This window comes from Streptomyces sp. NBC_00016 (assembly GCF_045040885.1).
Taxonomy (GTDB): domain Bacteria; phylum Actinomycetota; class Actinomycetes; order Streptomycetales; family Streptomycetaceae; genus Streptomyces; species Streptomyces coriariae.
Genome location: NZ_CP108304.1, coordinates 9,890,183 through 9,908,260, shown reverse-complemented (window position 1 = coordinate 9,908,260; position 18,078 = coordinate 9,890,183). Strand labels below are relative to the sequence as shown.

Here is an 18,078-nt window from a genome sequence, read left to right as displayed (position 1 = left end):
CACGGACGGAACCCAGCATGCCTGACACAATCCGGGGACGAGATCCCTTTGCGTGGGATCGGGGGGCGAGGACAGGGGAGTGCCCGAAAGCGAGGATTCCGAAGAGCTGGTTCCGCTTGCCACGTGCTGGTGGCTGCCGGAAGAAGAATTCCATCGAATGCGTCGGCTGTGGTCGGACTTCGACACCGATTGGCAAGGGTTCGACTTCCCGGCGTACTCCTTGCGGCACGAAGGCTTTCTCCGGGAACTCGCGCCCGTCGCCGAGCAGTGCCAGATCGCCGTCGTGACGGTCGACGCCTATCTGGAATGGTGCGCGTCCGAGGGCCTCGACCCCTGGGACAGGGACCACGTCATCGGCTACGCGGGGGAAGGCTGCGAAACGTTCCTCGACTGGCCGCCGCCGCCCGGCGATCCGTGCTGGTGCGGCAACGGACCCCGGTACGCGGACTGCTGCGGCGTTCCCATGGCCTTGACGCCCCTGCGGGAGCAGTACCTGAACCAGCTGCTGCACACGTTCGCCGCCGAGCGGTCCTGGCGGACTTCGCGTCAACTCATCCTGGAAAAGCCGGAGTTGCTGGGCACGGAAGCGCGGGAAGTACGGGCCCGCATGCGACGACAGCACGCGCCGGACCCATCGGCCCTCAGCGCCCTCGACGAGCTGGACGGCTTGCTGGACCGCTGCGAGAAGGTCGGGATCGAGCAGGCCTACGACGAACTTCTCGACTGGAAGGCCTCCGACCGCCGCGAGGTTCCCAAGGAACTCGCCCGAGCCGTGCGGGCGGCCGAGAAGTCCGCCGCTCGCGCCAAGCAGAAGGCGACCGAGCAGACGTGGGCGGCTTGCGTGGCGGCGCGGCAGGACCTTGCCGAGACCATCACGCGGCTGGCCCGACCGCCGGGAGAACGCAGTTACGGATGGCGCGGGCTCTGCTGGGCCCACATGAGCGCCTTTCAGGCGACCCACCGCTTCGCCCATCTCGAAGCGGCCGCCGACGCGCTGCGCACAGCGCTCCGGGCGCTGGACGGCGAAACCGCGCTGCAGCACGAGATCCGGGAGGAGCACGGCGCGCTGCTGCGGCTCATGAGCCGGCAGGCCGGCCTGGCCGACACCCTGGCCGACACCCTGGACCACGTCGTGCGACTCGCCCAGAGCGAACTCGACGCCTGCCCGGAACATGACCGCGCCCCCTACCTCGAAGCCCTCGCCGACACCCTGCAGGCGACGTTCGTCCGCCGGCGCAGCCGCAGCGACCTCGACCGGGCCATCGAACTGCGCCGGCTGCTGTGCGCCGCCCGGGAAGCCGGGCCGGGGCCGACCGAACCGACAGCGCACGCGCATCAGCTCGGCGAACTCGGGATGGCACTGCGCGACAGGGTGATGATCAGTCCGAACGCGCACGACCTCAACGAGGCCATCCGTGCGCTGGAGGAAGCCACCGACCTGGCGGGACTCGAGTCCCAGAACGAGCTGGCCCTCCTGTCCAACCTCGGCAGCTGTCTGCGGCTTCGGTACGAGTTCTACGGCCGGACCGGCGATCTGGACCGCGCGGTCGCAGCGCACGAGAAGGTGCTCGCCGTCGGCTCCGCGGGCGGCGAACACCTCGCGTACGCCCTCAACAACCTTGGCGTGGCGCATCTGACCCGGCACGGTCGCACGAGCGACGAGGCCGATGTCCGCCGGGCGGTCGAGCTGCTCGGCCGCGCCGTCGAGCGCACGCCGCCCGACGACCCGGTGCTGTCGGAGCGGCTCCACCACCTCGCCTCCGCGAAGGTGGCGTACGCGCTGGACGAGGGCCGAACGACGGACAAGCCGGACGCGGAGCCCGCCTCGCGGTTGTCGGCGGCGCTGGAAGCGGTGCGCGAGTTCGCCGCGACGGCACCGGCGGACTCGGTCTACGCTCGCTTCCTCCCGGTGTGGCGATCCCTCCTGCTCGCCGAGCGCTGGCGGATCGCGGGCGACCCCGTGGACAACGACACCGCGATAGCCGAGGGGGAGAAAGCGCTCGGAGTGCTGGGCGCCCAGTACGTCCAACGCCCGAGGCTGGTCGACAGCCTGGCACACAGCATGCTCGCCCGCCACCGGCGTCTCGGATCGGACGACGACCTCGAACGGGCCGCGGAACTCTTCGAGTTCGCCCTCGCCGTGCCCCGCGCCCAATGGCCCGCCCTGCCCGCGCAGTTGCGCGGCCTGGCACAGGTGCTGCTCGCGAGCGGGGAGACGGGACGGGCCACGGAGACCTACCGGCTCGCCAGCGGGCACGCCGAACAGGGCGACCTGCGCTCCCGGTTCGCCGCCGCCTGCGAATGGGCCGTATGGGCACACGGCAGGGGCGCCGCGGACGAGACGGCCGAAGCGCTCGCCTTCGCCCGTACGACGGCCCGGCTGGTGGCGCGGGTCCGGCTGGCCGGCGGAGCGGAGGCGGCGCGCCGGTTCCGCTCCTTGGCACACCTGGCGGCCAGGACGCGCGACGAACTGGCCCGGCCCTCGCCGGGCGGCAGCACGCCGGTGGCGGACATGGACACGATCCGCGACCTGCTCGGCACCGCCGCCCGTGAGCTGCCGGGGCCGCGCGCCGCGCAGGGAGCGGCCGCCGCCGAGCGGCTCCTGCGTCTGGAGAAGTCGTCCCTGGACACCGCCGGGTCCGGTTCGGGTAGAGGTGCGTTACGTGCGGCCTGGGCCGAACTCGACCGCGTCCTGGAGGACTTGGAGAACGGAGGAAAACCATGAACGAGGACGGTGACATCGTCGAGGTGGCCGGGCGCGTCCTGCGCGAACTGGATAGGTGGCCCGAGGCGGCGGCGCTGGCCGGGCCGCTGGCCGCGCTGGTGCGCAGGGCGAACGCCGAGACCGACCCCGACGCCAGGGCGGACCACGAGGACGAGCTGTACCGCCTGCTCTCCCGTCACGAAACGACCAGACACCGGATGGACGAACTCCTGCCCAGCACCGTCGGATGGCGGGGACTGGAGCCCACCTTCTCCTCGGGAACCCCCGTGGCGAAGGACCGATTCGTCTGTCCCAGGGAGGACCACTACGTCTGGACGGTGCTCGGCGTGGACGATCCGGATTCGCCGCCGGAGCGCTGCCCGGTCCACACGGACGTGGTACTCGTCTTCCGGGCCGCCGGCTTCGCGGCCCCCGGCACCGCCTGACAGGGAGGCCTGACCGTGCTCGGCCCGTTCTGGAACGGACTGGGTGGCAAGCTGGCCGAGCGCTGGATGGCCCTCCTGCTGTCACCTGCCCTGCTCTTCTGGGCCACCGGGGCGATCGCCTGGCACTGGAACCGCACCCGCCCCTCCCTCCACCACGACGGCTGGACGGCCGTCGCCAGGCAGCTGGGAGAGCAGGTGCGCACACTGCCCGCGATCATGCAGGGCCTCCTCGTCACGGCCTCGCTGATCGTCGTCATGCTGTCGGCCCTCGCCGCGCAACGGCTCACGGTCCCGGTGGTGCGAGCCCTGTCGGGGTACTGGCCGCGTCGCCTCGACTGGCTGCAAAAGCCGTTGCTCGACCGCCGCAGCGAGCGGATCCGGCGGGACACCCGGCGGCTGCGCGAACTGGCCGGCGTGTCGGACGAGGCTCTCGACTGGCGGCAGCGCCGCACGTACGCCGAACTCCAACGCCGCTACCTGCTGGCGCCCACGGACCCGAGCCGACACATGGCCACCCGCCTGGGCAACATACTCAGCGCCTTCGAGGACCGGCCGCGAGCGCGCTACGGACTGCACACCGAGGTTTGCTGGCCACGGCTGTGGCTGCTGCTGCCGGACGAGGCGAAGAAGGAGGTGGAGGACGCCCGGCAGCGGTTGAGCGGAGCCGCGCAGGCGTGGCTGTGGGGCATGCTGCTCGTCGTGTGGACGCCCTGGGCCTGGTGGGTGCTTCCGCTGGGGGCGGTCGTCTGCGGCACCTCCTACTTCCGGGCGCTGAACGCGGCAGTGTCGTACGGAGAGATCTTCGTGGCCTGCTTCGACGTGCACCGGGGGCTGCTGTACCAGGGCCTGCGCTGGCCGCTTCCCGCCTCGCCCGCCGAGGAACGGGCGGGCGGCGAGGCGCTGTCCGCCTATCTGGAGAACGGTTCAGTCGCCGCCGAGCCGCGCTTCTCCGACCCGGCATGACCCACTCCGCCCGGAAAGCTCAGGACGCCGGACCCAGTTGGGTGCGGCTCTTGTGGAGTGAGCCCGCCGGTCAGGCCAGGAGTTCGTAGCTGTGCTGATGGGCAAGCGCCGCCGGCCCGTCGACCGCGACGAGGCCCGCCGCCTGCCGGCCGACGGCCTGCGCGCCTGTACGCACCGCCACGGCCCCGCCGCCCGATGCCGCTCGCTGACGTGCCCCCAGTCGAAATGACTACTGCATGTACACCTTCTTCGAGCAGTGCCCGCACCGCATGGCCTGCGCCCGCTGCGACTTCTACGCTCCGAAGCACTCCAGCAGGGCCCGACTCCTGGAGGCGAAGGACAACCTCCGGCGCATGCGGGCTACGATCCCGCTCACTGACGAAGAACAAGCCGCTATCGACGACACCAGGCCGCGCTGGACCGGCTGTTGGACGAAGCCAACGATGTGCGGGAAGACGTATCGGCGGGCGCTTGCGCGGGCCGTCTGTGCGCACCGGACCATCGACGCGTTGGGGTCCCGGCGGTAGTACGTGTACGCCCTGCCATGCGGCGCGCGCCTCCGGCTCCCTGCGCCCGCACCGGTTGCCGACGCCTCACGTCCCGGCCGAGCCGGACAGTGCGCCCAGGCGTTCACGGAGGTGGTGCAGGATCGAGCGTGCGGTGTCCGGGCCGTGATAGGCCCTCTCGTGGCGCAGTGCCCCCGACAGGCGGGCGTCCTGCGTCATGGTGAGACTGAGCGCGAGCGTGGCCGCCGCCGCGTCGGACGCCTGGCGGGTGGCGTAGGTCAAACGGGAAGAGTCCTGGCTTATCGGCATGAGGTCGGTGCGCATCGCGTGCATCGGGGTGGCGTCGTCGCGCTGCCGGTCCAGGGCCCAGCCGGTCACCCCGTGCAGGCGCAGCGCGGCGTGCCCGAGGGCGTACCGAAAGAAGCCGGCGTCGCCGCTGCGACCCAGTACGGTCTCGGCGAGCAGCCCGAACGGCAGGTCGACGGTGGCCGAGGCCTCGCGGACGGCCTCGTGCGCCTGCCGCAGCAGCCGGTGCCCGCCGTCCCGCGACACGTCCACCGGGATCTGCACCATGTTGGCGAAGTCACCGACGGCGGTGCGGTGTTCGGGCCGCAGCCGGCCGTGGGACGGCGTGGAGAGGATCATCCTTTCGCGGCCGAAGTGACGGCCGAGGGCGTCGGCGAACGCCGCGGTCAGCAGCGAGTACAGGGAGACCCTGGCGGCCCGGGCGGCGTGCAGAAGTTGCCGGGTCTGCCCGGTGGAGAAGTCGAGGGGTTCCTCGTCGTAGTGGTGGCGCAGCGCCGGGGGCCCGGCGGTACGGCCTGGCAGCAGGTCCCCGGCGCCGTACGCCTGTAACAGCGCGGCCCGGGCGGCCAGGCGGGCTGCGCGGTCGTCCAGGGCCGGGCGGGTGGACTCGTCGCGGATGAGGTCGAGGTAGGAGAAGGCGGGCCGCAGCGGTACCCCGGCGGCCACCCTCCGGTTGTACGCGTGGGCCAGGTCGCTGAGGAAGAGGCGGTGGCTGGCCGCGTCGAACACCAGGTGGTGGAAGCAGGTGAGCAGGACGTGGTGGTCGGGGGCCGCGCGCAGCAGGTAGGCGCGTCCCAGGGCTTCGGTGACGTCGAAGGGGCGGGTGCTGAGGTCCACCAGGAGCGGGTACGGCCGCGCGGGCAGCACGGCCTCCTCCAGCGGAAGAGGCGTTGCGCGAAGCGTCTGGTGAGGCCGGACGACGTCGGCGACTCGCTCCGGCGGCCCGTCCAGCCGCAGGCGCAGGGCGTCGTGGTGGAGTGTGACCTCGGCGAAGGCCTCCCGCAGCGCGCCGGCGTCCAGCGGCCCCAGGAGCCGCAGGGCGGTCGAGCAGTCGATCGAGACCACCGCAGGATAGGGCTTGCCGTGGCAGCGCTCCCACTCCCAGCACAATTCCTGGCGCGAGGAGAGCGGAAGTGCCGGGTGCCGGGGACCGGTGGTCGATTTCATGCCCTGCCTTGGGGTCGGGTACTGCGGGACAGAGTGGGGGCCGACGCCGGTCCTGTGAGGAAGGCGCCGTCGGCGGTCAGTTGGTGGAACTGCCTCACCAGGACGTGCTCCTGCGGGCCGGGGCGGAGCAGGGCCGTGTGCGTCATCCGGTCGGTGAGGTCGAGGGGCCGGGCGAGGACGCGGAGCGTTCGGCGGCCGGCCGGGCGTTCAGGGCCGCAAGCGCGGTGCCGCTCAGCGCCCGCGGCGCCACCGTCCCGGCGCCGGTTGTGGTGCGCTCGTCCTTCATGTCGAGGTCCGCGGCCGCGTCCCGGCAGACGGCAAGCCCAGCAACGTTGCCATGGTGCGGGAGGTTGCACCGCCGGTCCGTCGCCGTGTCGACGGTGGCCTTCCCGGGCGGTCCGCCGTAGTGCGGGCACACCCGTAGCAGCGGCACCGACTCCGCAGCCGTGTGCAGCAGTACACCCGGAGCCCTTCGGGTGAGAGCCCAACCGGTCAGGAAGCGCCGACGACCGGCTTTGCCGGGGTTCAGGGGCGTGCGGACGGTCTGTCTTCATCGGCCTGAGTCTCGAGTGGGGCGACTGATGGTTGCGGGGCCGCGCTCGTGGGTGACCAGCCAAGCCGTGGCCTCCTCGGCGGGCATGGCAGCAGCCACGAGCCAGCCCTGTACGGCATCACAGCCCATATCGCGCAAGCGGTCCCAGGTGTCGTCGTCCTCGACCCCCTCGGCAACGACCAGCAGTCCGAGTGAGTGGGCCAGGTCGACCGAGCAGCGCACGATCTCGGCGTCTTCGGGTTCGATGGCCATCCTGGCCACGAGAGAGCGGTCGATCTTCAGCTCTGACAGGCGGAGGCGGCGCAGGCGTACCAGCGAGGAGTAGCCGGTACCGAAGGCGTCCAGGGACATCCTCACCCCGTGGCGGACCAGGTGGTCCAGCGATTCGGCGGCACGGAGGGGGTCCTGGTTCAGGACTTCCTCGGTGACTTCCAGCTGGAGTGCTTGTCCCGGCAGATGGTGGCGGGCCAGGAGGCCGAGGAGCGAGTCGGCGAAGCCCTGTGTGTGGATGTCGTGCGGTGAGACGTTGACGGACACGGTCGCTCGCAGGCCGAGGGCTCGCCAGCGGGCGACCTGAGTGACCGCGGCTGCGAGCAAGTACTGCGTGAGGCGTCGCATCAGTCCCGACGACTCCGCGAGGGCCAAGAACTCGTCGGGGGGCACGTTGCCTCGCTGGGGGTGAACCCATCGGGGCAAGGCTTCCAGAGCGATCACCTCGCCATCGAAGCGGACCTTGGGCTGATAGTGGAGCTCCACCTGGTTTGCGTCCAGTGCGTGGAGCAGGTCAGCCGTGAGCGCAAGGCGGCTGGACGCAGGAGCGTTCCACGCCGGGTCGTACACCTGCACCCCTGCGAGGTCCCGCTTCGCCCGGTACATCGCCACATCCGCGCAGCGGAGCATCTGCTCTGCGTCGAGCGCATGATCGGGGAAGAGCACCACTCCTGTGCTGGCCTCCAGAACCAGGGTGAGTTCGGCAAGGCAGAACGGGGATTGAAGGGTGTCCAGAAGGGACTCGGTGACAGCGGCCACCGACTCCGCGGACGTGGCGGCAGGCAGGATGACGGCGAACTCGTCCGCGCCCATGTGTGCGGCTTCCGCGTCGCGGGGAAGGGCGTGACGCAGCCGGTCGGCGATCTGGCGCAGCAGGTGATCGCCGGCCTGGTGGCCCAGGGTGTGGTTGACTGCCCGGAACCGGTTGAAGTCGATCAGTATCAGGGCGGCTCGGACACCGGCGCGTTCGGCGTCGTGGAGCAGCGTCTCGGTCCTTTTCATCAGCCAGGCGCGGCGGGGCAGACCGGTCAGGGCATCAAGGTCGCGCCGCCGAGGGCGTGGGCGGGTCTTTCGGCGGGCAGTGCCGCTGGCTCGGCGTTTGATCTCGGTGAGGGTTTCGTCCTGTTGGTCGCCGGTCTGGGCCAGTTGTGTGTGCAGCCAGGCGGCGGAGCGGGCGAGATGGTCCTTGATGGCGGGGTCGTGATCCGGGTCGGGTGAGTGCCGCCGGAACCAGGTCACAGCGGATCCTTCCGCTCGTTGTGGAAGTAGTTGAGCGTCTCGCCATGGGCTCCGAACTCGCGTGCCAGTTTGGCGGACGCCCTGTTCAGGTGTTTGGCAACGCTGCTCGGCGTGATACCGAGCGCTTCTGCGACTTGTGTCTGTGACCATTCCTCGTGCCAGCAGAGCACGGCGATGGTGCGCTGGCGGTCACTCAGAGCACTCAGTGCTCTCATGACACGGTTGTAGTCCTCGCGTTGCTCGGTCAGGGCGGCTGGATCAGGGACGGGGCGAGAACGCTCGGCAGCGTGAATCCGGGCCAGGTCGGCCAGGCGCTTTTTCCATTGCCGCTTGCTCCTGATGGCGTCGCGGGCGATGACCTTCTTGAGCCAGTGCTTGGGGTTGTCGATCGTGTCCCATGCCCGGAATGCCTTGACGAACGCGTCGTTGACCAGGTCCTGCGCATGATGGAGGTCCCCGGCCAGCATGTGGGTCGCCATCACTACCAGGCCTCGGTGGCAAGTCCGGTAGCACCTGTCGTACTCGGAATGGAATTCACTCACCGTCAGCTCCCGTCGGCCGGGATCCGTAGCTCCCATGCGGAGCCGTCAGGCTGATGTTCTCGGACAGTTCCGCCGCTCGGGAGTGATTCAGCGACATTTCGGTAGAGCCGCTCGCGGGAGCGGTCCCGCAGCCAGTGGAAGCCTGCCGCGGCCAGCGCTGTGGCGGAGGTGGACGCCAGAGTCAGAAGTAACGTAAGCACATTCGTCCTGTCGCAAGGGTTGAGGTAGGCAAGGCGGCTCCTTGTCGCCCTTTACGAGGCTCTGGCCGGCCGAGTCCACGACACCATCAGCTATGTGATCTGAGTCACTCCTCACGCCTGAGGTGCTGAGCAGCGCTGGACGGCAGCCGGCTGCTTCCGCCGATGAGCAGGCCCTACTGTCAAGTCGACCCATTGTTGAGCGTGCGCTTCCGGCGGGGTCCAACAGCTGCTGGACCGCGTCCGCGTCGTTGTAGCCGCCGGGCGCTGAGGTCGAGTTGGCGTGAGCGCGGCTGCCGAGCCCTGGGGGCGCCTCGCCATCGCCCTCGGCAAGCGCAGCGCTCCGCGCTTACTCAACCGATTGGTTGACAAAGCAGCGGACCCGGTCATACCCTTATTCAATCAAGAGGTTGAATAAGGTAGGTGGGAAGTGGTCGACGACCGGCTGTCCCGGGTCTTCTCCGCACTGGCCGACCCGACCCGGCGCGACATCGTCGCGAGGCTGGCCGGCGGAGACGCCACGGTGAACGAACTGGCCGAGCCCTATGACGTGACCGTCCAGGCCGTATCGAAGCACATCAAGGTCCTGGAGGACGCCGGCCTCGTCAGCCGCACCAGGGACGCCCAGCGGCGGCCCTGCCACCTCGAAGGTGAGGTGTTCGACCTGATGACGAAGTGGATCGAGCGCTACCGCCGTGAGGCGGAGGACCGCTTCCGTCGGCTCGACGCTGTGCTCGAGCAGATGGAGCAACGGCCCGCGCAGGAAGACGTGCCCAGGGAGGAAGCATCATGAGCACCACAGAGGCCGGCGGTCGGCTCGAGACGCGGATCGAGGCCGACCCGGCGCTGCCGACCATCGTCATCACCCGGGAGTTCAACGCCTCGCCGGACCGTGTGTTCACGGCCTATACCGACCCCGACCTCGTCGTCCAGTGGCTCGGCCCGCGCCGGCTCACCATGCGGATCGACGAGTACGACGCCCGCAGCGGCGGCGCGTACCGCTACGTGCATCTCGAGGACGACGGCACCGAGTACGGCTTCCGCGGTGTGTTCCACGAGGTGCGCCCCCAGGAACGCATCGTGCAGACCTTCGCCTACGACGGTTTCCCGGACAGCGTCAGCCTGGAGAAGGCCGTCTTCGAGGATCTCGGTGGCCGGACCCGCGTCACCACGACATCGGTCATGGAGTCCTTCGAGGCCCGCGACGCGATCATCAAGAGCGGTATGCAGGACGGCGTCCGCCAGGGATACGAGCGGCTCGACGAACTGCTCGCGGGCCGTGAGAACGGCAAGGGCGACCACAGCGCCGACTCCACCGAGGAACTTCGGACCGACGGGAAGGGCCTGAACCCATGACGAGCGCAGCTGATGAACACCGCATCGTCGCAGGAGCTTTCACACAGCGCGTGCGCGGCGTGAGCCCGGCGGCATGGGACAACCCGGCGCCGTGCGAAGGCTGGGTCGCCCGGGACGTGGTGCGCCACCTCGTCGAATGGTTCCCGGCCTTCCTGAAGTCCGGCGCCGGCGTCGAACTTCCCCAGGGGCCCTCGGTCGACAACGATCCGGTCGCGGCCTGGACGGTCCACTGCGACGGGGTGCAGGCGCTCCTCGACGACCCGGCCACAGCGGGCAAGGTCCTGTCGAACCCACACATCGGCGAGATTCCGCTCGACCAGGCGGTCGACCGCTTCTATACGGCCGACGTCTTCATGCACACCTGGGACCTGGCGCGGGCCAGTGGCCAGGAGGAGACCCTCGACCCGGTCAGGTGTGCCCGGATGCTCGAGGGGATGCTGCCGCTCGACGACGTGCTCCGCAAAAGCGGGCAGTACGGACCCAGGGTTGAGGTCCCCGAGAGCGCCGACGTGCAGACACGCCTGCTCGCCTTCATCGGACGCACCCCCTGAGCGATCTGGACTGGTCCGCCGTCCCCGTAGTAAGCCGTCCTTCGCGTGCATCAGAGGTCGCGCGGACAGGCGCGGTGGTATCGAAGTAGCGAGGCGGGCGCAGAGTCCTGGCGCTCGTGAAGTCGCGACGCCGCGTGATCGCGGATGCAAGTGGCCGGACACGGCTGCTGGTCTACGGGGTGCAGGCTCTACGGGTGGTCCGCAAGAGCGCGGTCAGGCCCGCACCCGGACCATCAACCGGATCCGCACCCTCGTCATCACCGCTCCGTCCGTGCTGACTGTCCACCCGGGAGCTGGAGATCCGGCCGTAGGTCACCCAGGCTGTCCTGAGGCCGGTCACCCTGCCCGGCGTCGGCCCCGAGACCGCCGGACGGCTCTTGACCAGTGCGGGCGACAATCCCGACCGACTCCGCTCGCAAGCGGCGTTCGCCCACCGCTGCGGGGCCGCAACGGTTCGTCGCCCGCGAGATCTACCGGCACCTGCCCCATGGGGCGCACCCGCTCAGAGTCGGTCTGCGGAGTGGCTCAGGAGGCGGGTCCATTCCTTGAGCAGGGCGTCGACGGTGTGCGGCAGGTAGAGGCCGTCGTCGAATACCGCGTCCAGGGCCGCGGTGCCCAGCGGGCTCGTCCACGGGGTGAGAGCGAGGGGGAACTGGAGAGTACGCGCCTGGACGTAGCGGGTCGTGGCACGGGTGCCCGCGAAGTCGATCTCGCGTTTCTCCGCGTCGTCGAGTCCGAACGTCGTGGTGAGGACCGGGCCCTTCGGCAGGACGGAGGCCAGCTCGCCCAAGGAGATCTGCCGGTGGGACAGCGCCGTCGCCATGGCGGCGTGTACGGCGGTCACCGTGTCGGAGAGCCCGGCCGCAGGCCGCAGCAGGATCGGCAGGAGACCCAAGTGGCAGCCCACGGCGGGAGAGGCTCCTGGAACGCGGCGCGTCGTGACGACGCCGGTGAGGAACTCCTCAGGCGCTCCGACAGCGTGCGCGGCCTGTGCGAAGGTACCGATGATCCTCGCGAACCGGGTGACCGTGCCGTTCTCGGGTGCGCTCCGGTGCGGGTGCAGCAGGTCGTACGGAAGCTCCAGGCGCCGGTGAACCGGCCGGCCGGAGGGAGAGCCGCCCTCGCGCCGCAGCCAGGTCGTATGGGCCAGGGTGACGCGCGCGAGGGCCGATCTCCAGTACGCCAGTGTGGTGGCGTCCGCCGGGTCCGGACCGGGTGCCGCTGCGTCCAAGGCCTCGTCCGTCGCTCCTTCCCGGGCGCCGTCGGGGGTGCGGTACCAGTGGGCCAGATCGTCGATGACCGTCTGTATGCCTGCGGCGTCCACCGCGTGCTGGTGGAACGCGACGACCAGCCGGTCCTGGCTCGGGCCGCGCAGCAGGGTCATGCGGATCGGCAGGTCCGTTGCCACGTCGAACGGCCGGTCGGCGAAGGCTCTTTCACTCGCTTCCGAGCCGCTCCGCGTCTCCCCCCTGCCGACGACTTCGTACTCGAACGGGGTGAGCCAGTCCTGCGGACGGTGGACGAAGATACGGTCACGCTTGCGCTTCAGGAGTGAACGCAGTGCCGGATGCCGGGCGATGGTGCGCCGCAGGGCGTGCCGCAGACGTGCGCGGTCCAGCCTGCCGGCGATGTCGAGGGCGATCGTCACGTTGTACGCCGTCGGGTCGCCGAGCCGGCCGGCGAGCCAGATCTCGGACTGCACGGTCGACGCGGGGAGCAATGGCGTCGAGCTCTTCCCGGACGCACCGGCGGACACGGACGGAACGGTGGGGTCGGCTGGGACGGTGGGGTCGGCGGGGATGGCTGGGACGGGCGGGTCGGCTGGGGCGGCTGGGAGGGGCCGTTCGGCTGGGGCGGCCGGGACGGAGTGGGTCGCCTCGTGAGGCAGGCGGTTCTCGTCGGACTCCTCCCATCCGCCCGCCCGCAGCTGCCCGGCCAGCTCGGACACGGTCGCGCCGCCCAGCAGCCGGTCCATCGAGGGCGTGCTGCCGAACTCGGCCGCCAGCTCGGTCATCAGGGTCATCGCCTGCAACGAGCTGCCGCCCAGGGAGAGCAGGGAATCCGCCGCCAGAACCCGGTCGAGGCCCAGCACCGCGGCCAGTCGACCCGCGATCCGCGCCTCGTCAACGGGGAGTTCGGGACCCGGTGCCGACAGGACGGCGGCGACGGCCCGGTCGGCGGGGCGCTCGGCCAGGCTTCTGCGGTCGATCTTGCCCGTGCTGGTGCGGGGCAGCGCATCGCACAGGACGACACGGCTGGGGACCACGGCCTCCGGCAGGCGGCGGGCGAGTGCGCCGCGCAGAGCGTCCGGGTCCACGGTGGATCCCGGCGCCGGCACCACGAAGAGCGCCATGGTCCGCGTACCGCCGGGCGTGTCCACGGCCACGGCGGCGACTTCGGCGAGGCTCGCGGCACGGTCGGCGAGGATCTCGATCTCGCCGGGCTCCACGCGGTGGCCGCTGATCTTCACCTGGTCGTCCATCCGACCGCGCAGGACCAGTTCGCCGCCCTCGATCCGGCCCAGGTCGCCGGTGCGGTAGCCCCAGCGTCCACCCAGCGCTTCGACAGGGCCGAAACCCGCTCCCGGCGCTGTGGACACCGGCCCCAGATAGCCGAGCCCCACCTGCGCGCCGACGACGCTCACCTCGCCCTCGTCGCCCAGCGGTAAGACGGCGCCCGCGGTGTCCAGCAGGGCGACGACGGTGTTGTCGAGGGCGACTCCGGCGGTCGGCGTACGCGGCCAGCCGGCCGGATCGCCGGTGAGGATCGCCTCTGTGACCACGTGGGTCTCCGTGGGTCCGTACTGGTTCGTGAGCCGGATCGGCCGCTCACCGGTGCTCAGGAGTCGCTCCAACGCGGCTGTCACATAGGGCTGTTCACCGGCCGTGGAGATCTCGACGAGACTCGGCAGCGAGGCCTTCCTGTGCTGCGCCCACTCGGCGAAGGGGCGGAGCGCCGAGAACGGCAGGTGGAGCCGCTGGACCCCCCGGTCCTCGCAGAACCGCAGGAGGTATTCGACGTCCGCCCGGCGGGACTCGTCGAGCACCAGCAGCTCACCGCCGGTGGTCAGAGTGCCGAGCACCTCCGTGAGAAACACGTCGAAGCTCACCCGGGAGAACTGGACCGTACGGGCCCCCACGCCCACGCTCGCCTTACGACGCAGCCAGGAGACCAGATTCGACAGGGCACGGTAGGGAAGCCGGGCCCCCTTGGGCTCGCCGGTCGACCCCGACGTGAACAGGATGTAGGCCGGATCGTCGAGGGCGGGTGACGGTGCGGTGGCGGGGACCTCCTCCCCCGGTTCGGGACGGAGCAGATCGACGGCTTCGGCGTCTTCGGCGTCTTCGAACGGCGCGTCCCCGCAGACGAGTACGCAGGTCGCGCCGGCGGCACGCAGAGCGGTCCGGGAACGCTCCAGCGGGTGGTGCACGTCGAGCGGCACATAGGTGGCTCCGAGCCGCAGAACGGCCAGCAGGGCAACCACCGCGTGGACACCACGCTCCATGTGCACAGCGACCGGCGTACCGGGGCGCACCCCACGACGGTACAGTCGGCCGGCCAACTCCTCTGCGGCTGCGTGCAGTTCGCGATAGGTGCGGGCCTCGTCGCCCTGCCGGACCGCTGTCCCTCCGGGATGGCGTTCGGCCTGCGCGCGGAACATGGCGTACACATCGCCCGGGACGGGGCTCACGCCTCCGGCGATGATCGAAAGAGCGGGCTGAGGCATCGACTTCCCTTTCGTTCCTTGGCGTCGGACGACTCCCGCCCGGGGACATGCCACGTCGGGAAACCACTGCGAAGACGTCGGGGATCGCACGGCGGAGCGACGCCGCGCACTCACCCGGGAGAGCCGCGGCGGCCCACTCCCCCGAGGCGGCCGAGACGGCTCTGCCGCCCCTGATCGCCTCCCACGCTTCTCAGTGCGTCGTGGAGGGCTCCCGGGCCTCCGGGGTGATCCCGTCGTCCTCGTTCTCGTCCTCGTCCTTCTCCGTTGCCGACGCGGACCGGCGGATCTGCGGCAGCGTGACCATCGCGGCGGCGCTCGCCACGGTCCACACCACGCCGAACCAGAGCAACGACGTGGCCCCGAGACGCTCCGCGGTCGGGGCCGCCCACCAGTAGCCCACGGTCATGGAGAGCACGGTCGCCACACCGTCGTACGCGCTGACACGGGACATCGCGTCGGACGGCACATCGGCCTGGAGGGCGCTCGTCCAGAGGATGTGCAGCAGCGCGAATCCCGCGCCGGACAGCAGCGAGCCCAGCACCAGGACGTAGACGGGCGCGCGCACGGCGAGGAGACCGGCGAAGGCTCCCAGACCGAACGTGCAGAAGACGGACACCAGCAGCGGCCTGCGGAAGCGCAACCGCATTCCCGCGAACCCGCCGAGGAGTGAGCCGACTCCCTGCGCGGCCATGACGGTGCCCCATTGGGCGGCACCGTTCTCCTTGCCACCGACGAAGGCGATGCCCAGCACCATCACGGGCCCCAGAACGAAGGTGGACGCCAGCGACGTGTAGACGAGCAGGGACCACAACCAGGTGCGTGAGCTGAACTCCCGCCATCCGTGGCGCAGTTGCTGAAAGAAACTCTCGTCCTCGCGGGCGGACTTCGTGGCGGACGACGAGGTGCGCACTCCGGCCAGGAACAGCGCGCTGGCCAGGAAGGTCGCCGCGTCGATGGCGATGACCCAGGCGGGATCGGTCCAGGCCACCAGCGCGCCGGCGACGGCGGGTCCGAGCAGCGAGCCGATCGAATTGAGCGTGGAACCGAGGGCGTTGGCCTCCTGGAGGCGTTTGCCGGCGACGACCTCGGGGACGAACCCGTGGAAGGCCGGGTGGAAGAACGCGGCTGCCACGGAGAGCGCCGCGGCGAAGGCGACGAAGCCGCCCAGCGGCATGCCGACGGTCAGCAGGATGACCACGACGGTGATTTCGATGGCCGCGCGGGTGAGGTCGCTCCCGATCATGGTGACCCGGCGGCCCCACCGGTCCGCCAGCACACCGCCCGCCAGCAGGAACACGATGAGGGGCGCGGTCTGCGCGCCCAGTACCAGGCCGACCCCGCTCGCCCCGCCGCCGTGTTCCAGCACGGCGAAGGACAGCGCGATGGGCATCATGCTGCTGCCCAGGACCGAGGCGGCCTGCGCGCAGAACAGCCGTCGCAGGTTCCGCTCGCGCAGTAGGTCCAGTGGTAGTCGAGCCGCCAGTCCGTCGGTCATCGCATGTCCCCCGTCGGGTCCGTTGCCGGACCTCGTGCGTGACTCACCCGTCCGCTCCTCTCTCGGCCCGCCCGGCGCGACCGCACCACGCAGTACCCCGTGTATCCGAACGCGACGCCGGACAGAATATGTGAGTTCGAACGGGTGATCACCGGTCCTCAGGAATCTTCACACCACTGTCTTCCAGCCGTGCGCGGTAAGGCAGTTGGCGCGACGCGACCGGCCCCCGCAGCTGTCCCGTCCGACCCCAGCGACCGAGGAGACGGCCGATCAATGAGTCGCCACGCAACCGAACTGGTCCACGTCGAGTTCGACGCCGCCACCTGGGGCGCCGCCGACCTCACCTGGAGTCAGGATCAGGTGTGCCGGTGGATGGAGAACTCCGCTCCGTACACGGACCACATGAACCTCGACCTGCTGATCGAGTGCGAGGCGGGAACGATGACGACGCTCGACGACGTCCGTGAGGCTCTCCGGGTGGTGATCGAGCGCCACGAGTCCCTGCGAACGCGGCTCAACGTACGCAAGGACGGCGGGTATCAGCAGTTCGTCTGCGCGAGCGGGAGGGTCCCTGTCCGGGTCCACCACCGCGGAGGCCACGAGGCGACCGGGGCCGTCCTGGAGGAGCTCAGGCGCCTTCCCTTCACCGTGTTCGAGTGGCCCCTGCGTATCGCGGTGATCACCGTCTCGGGCGTCGTGTCCGGGGTGGCGTTGTGTCTGTCCCATGTCGCGACCGACGGCTGGGGCGTCCAGGTGATCGCCGGTGACCTCAAGGAGCTCTTGTCGGCGGCCCCCGAGGAACGTGACGTCCTGTCCGCCCGGCCTCCCCGCCCGCTGCTGCAACCGAGCGAGCACGCCGCGGCGCAGCGCCGGGCCGGTGGCCGCAGCGAGGCCAGGGCCGAGGCGTTCTGGACCGCTCAGCTCTCGCGCTTCCCCAACGACCGGTTCCCGCTTCCGCTGCGGACTCCCGAATCCCCCCGATTCCCGAAGATCACGATGCGTTCCCGCGCGGCGGCACGTGCGCTGGCGGAGGCCGCCGCACGCCACGGCACGACCGCCAACGCGGTGCTGACCGGCGCCCTCGCGGTGCTGGTCAGCGCGATCAGCGGGCTGGAGGACGCCACGTTCCGGCTCTTCTGCGCGAACCGGACGTCCGTGGAGAGCCGCAACTCGGTCGGTACCTTCTTCCAGATCATCCCGGTGGCCCTCACGGTCGCCGATCTCCCGTTCCGGGACCTCGCGCACGCCGCGTGGCAGGCATCCCTGCGCGCCTACCGCGTCGGCGAGCGCGACCCGCGGCGGCTCGATCTGCTCACCGCGTCGGTGGCGTCCGCCCGAGGCGTCGACCTGGATCTGGAGTGCTTCCTCAACATCCACGGATACGGCGATCAAGGAGAGGACGGGGCGCCGACGGCCCAGGACACGGCGCACGAGCTCACGGCCTTCGATGACGACGGCGGCTTCGAGGAGTGGGAGCCGGGCAAGTTCTACGTCGACGTGTGGCGCGTGTCGGGATGCTTCGAGGTCACGCTCTCCGCGGACACGGCACTCTTCTCCCGCCGCCGGCTCACCGGCTTCCTCACCTGTCTGGAGGAGATCCTCCTGCGGGCCGCCGCGGACGACGCGCCGCGACCGAAGGACCTCGTCCGGGACGCCGCGGCACTGGCCGGGCTGGACCGACGCGAGGACCTGGTGCTCGTGGACGGCTGCTGGATCGATCCGGCCGAGGTACAGGCACTGCTCACGCGGACGCTGTCCCCACGCTCCGCCCAGGTCTTCGTCGAACCCGGCCCCGGCGGCCGCCCCCGTCTGACGGCGTACCTCGTGCCCCGGCAGCCCCAGCAGCCGCCTGGTCCGCCGGAGGTGCACCGGCTGCTGCTGGCCGCCCTGCCCGGGCACAGGTTCGTCATGGCCCCGCACCGGTACGTCGTCTGCGGGTCGGGTCCCGATGTGCCTGCCACGGTGGAGGAGTGGCGGCGGTACGAGGTCCTCGCGGAAGGGCCGGGCCGGGAGTCCCCCGCCCGGCGCTCCCCCGACACGGCCGGGGCCTGACGGG

Annotated in this window: 12 protein-coding genes and 1 pseudogene; 7 read left to right on the top strand and 6 right to left on the bottom strand. The window is 70.6% G+C overall.

Annotation, left to right across the window (positions count from 1 at the left end; translation table 11 throughout):
* Nucleotides 1-157 precede the first annotated feature (157 nt).
* Genes OG933_RS43670 through OG933_RS43660 form a run of 3 tightly spaced genes read left to right on the top strand, consistent with a single transcriptional unit; the run spans nt 158 to nt 4,113 of the window.
* Complete coding sequence (locus OG933_RS43670) at nt 158-2,725, top strand: hypothetical protein (protein ID WP_405633055.1); 2,568 nt, start codon at nt 158-160, stop codon at nt 2,723-2,725.
* On the top strand, nt 2,722-3,150 hold the full coding sequence (locus OG933_RS43665) for a hypothetical protein (RefSeq protein ID WP_405633052.1): 429 nt from the start codon (nt 2,722-2,724) through the stop codon (nt 3,148-3,150). The genes OG933_RS43670 and OG933_RS43665 overlap by 4 nt, the downstream gene beginning before the upstream one ends.
* Nucleotides 3,151-3,165: 15 nt before the next feature.
* A complete protein-coding gene (locus tag OG933_RS43660; protein ID WP_405633049.1) occupies nt 3,166-4,113 on the top strand; it encodes a hypothetical protein in 948 nt (315 codons plus the stop codon).
* Between the two features lie 593 nt (nt 4,114-4,706).
* Here OG933_RS43660 and OG933_RS43655 read toward each other — a convergent pair.
* From OG933_RS43655 to OG933_RS43640, 4 genes and pseudogenes are all read right to left on the bottom strand, one after another.
* The gene (locus OG933_RS43655) at nt 4,707-6,092 is read right to left on the bottom strand and encodes a condensation domain-containing protein (protein ID WP_405633046.1); all 1,386 of its coding nucleotides are present in this window, start codon (nt 6,090-6,092) and stop codon (nt 4,707-4,709) included.
* A gap of 142 nt (nt 6,093-6,234) precedes the next feature.
* Nucleotides 6,235-6,525 carry a hypothetical protein gene (locus OG933_RS43650; RefSeq protein ID WP_405633043.1) on the bottom strand — a complete coding sequence of 97 codons (291 nt, stop codon included), beginning with the start codon at nt 6,523-6,525 and terminating at the stop codon, nt 6,235-6,237.
* 117 nt (nt 6,526-6,642) lie between these two features.
* Nucleotides 6,643-7,980: pseudogene (locus OG933_RS43645) on the bottom strand (putative bifunctional diguanylate cyclase/phosphodiesterase); the annotation flags it as partial.
* A 170-nt stretch (nt 7,981-8,150) separates the two neighbouring features.
* Entirely contained in the window at nt 8,151-8,732 is a 582-nt protein-coding gene (locus OG933_RS43640) for an RNA polymerase sigma factor (RefSeq protein ID WP_405633040.1), read from the bottom strand.
* A gap of 591 nt (nt 8,733-9,323) precedes the next feature.
* Here OG933_RS43640 and OG933_RS43635 point away from each other — a divergent pair.
* Genes OG933_RS43635 through OG933_RS43625 form a run of 3 tightly spaced genes read left to right on the top strand, consistent with a single transcriptional unit; the run spans nt 9,324 to nt 10,800 of the window.
* Nucleotides 9,324-9,686, top strand: a complete 363-nt coding sequence (locus OG933_RS43635) for a metalloregulator ArsR/SmtB family transcription factor (protein WP_362535043.1) — start codon at nt 9,324-9,326, stop codon at nt 9,684-9,686.
* Complete coding sequence (locus OG933_RS43630) at nt 9,683-10,249, top strand: SRPBCC family protein (protein WP_405633037.1); 567 nt, start codon at nt 9,683-9,685, stop codon at nt 10,247-10,249. The genes OG933_RS43635 and OG933_RS43630 overlap by 4 nt, the downstream gene beginning before the upstream one ends.
* A complete protein-coding gene (locus tag OG933_RS43625) occupies nt 10,246-10,800 on the top strand; it encodes a TIGR03086 family metal-binding protein (protein ID WP_405633035.1) in 555 nt (184 codons plus the stop codon). The genes OG933_RS43630 and OG933_RS43625 overlap by 4 nt, the downstream gene beginning before the upstream one ends.
* 502 nt (nt 10,801-11,302) lie before the next feature.
* Here the strand turns inward: OG933_RS43625 and OG933_RS43620 are convergent.
* Together OG933_RS43620 and OG933_RS43615 are read right to left on the bottom strand one after the other, a co-directional pair.
* Complete coding sequence (locus OG933_RS43620) at nt 11,303-14,491, bottom strand: AMP-binding protein (RefSeq protein WP_405633032.1); 3,189 nt, start codon at nt 14,489-14,491, stop codon at nt 11,303-11,305.
* A 226-nt stretch (nt 14,492-14,717) separates the two neighbouring features.
* Nucleotides 14,718-16,022 carry an MFS transporter gene (locus tag OG933_RS43615; RefSeq protein WP_405633029.1) on the bottom strand — a complete coding sequence of 435 codons (1,305 nt, stop codon included), beginning with the start codon at nt 16,020-16,022 and terminating at the stop codon, nt 14,718-14,720.
* A gap of 273 nt (nt 16,023-16,295) precedes the next feature.
* Between OG933_RS43615 and OG933_RS43610 the strand changes: the two genes are divergently transcribed.
* Nucleotides 16,296-18,074: a condensation domain-containing protein gene (locus tag OG933_RS43610; RefSeq protein ID WP_405633026.1), complete on the top strand. Its 1,779-nt coding sequence runs from the start codon at nt 16,296-16,298 to the stop codon at nt 18,072-18,074.
* Nucleotides 18,075-18,078 lie beyond the last annotated feature (4 nt).

Bases quoted from the DNA above. Each gene is read 5' to 3' on its own strand.
- OG933_RS43670 (WP_405633055.1), top strand. From the start codon at position 158: ATGCGTCGGCTGTGGTCGGACTTCGACACCGATTGGCAAGGGTTCGAC.
- OG933_RS43665 (WP_405633052.1), top strand. From the start codon at position 2,722: ATGAACGAGGACGGTGACATCGTCGAGGTGGCCGGGCGCGTCCTGCGC.
- OG933_RS43655 (WP_405633046.1), bottom strand. From the start codon at position 6,092: ATGAAATCGACCACCGGTCCCCGGCACCCGGCACTTCCGCTCTCCTCG.
- OG933_RS43640 (WP_405633040.1), bottom strand. From the start codon at position 8,732: ATGGGAGCTACGGATCCCGGCCGACGGGAGCTGACGGTGAGTGAATTC.
- OG933_RS43630 (WP_405633037.1), top strand. From the start codon at position 9,683: ATGAGCACCACAGAGGCCGGCGGTCGGCTCGAGACGCGGATCGAGGCC.
- OG933_RS43625 (WP_405633035.1), top strand. From the start codon at position 10,246: ATGACGAGCGCAGCTGATGAACACCGCATCGTCGCAGGAGCTTTCACA.
- OG933_RS43615 (WP_405633029.1), bottom strand. From the start codon at position 16,022: ATGACCGACGGACTGGCGGCTCGACTACCACTGGACCTACTGCGCGAG.
- OG933_RS43610 (WP_405633026.1), top strand. From the start codon at position 16,296: ATGAGTCGCCACGCAACCGAACTGGTCCACGTCGAGTTCGACGCCGCC.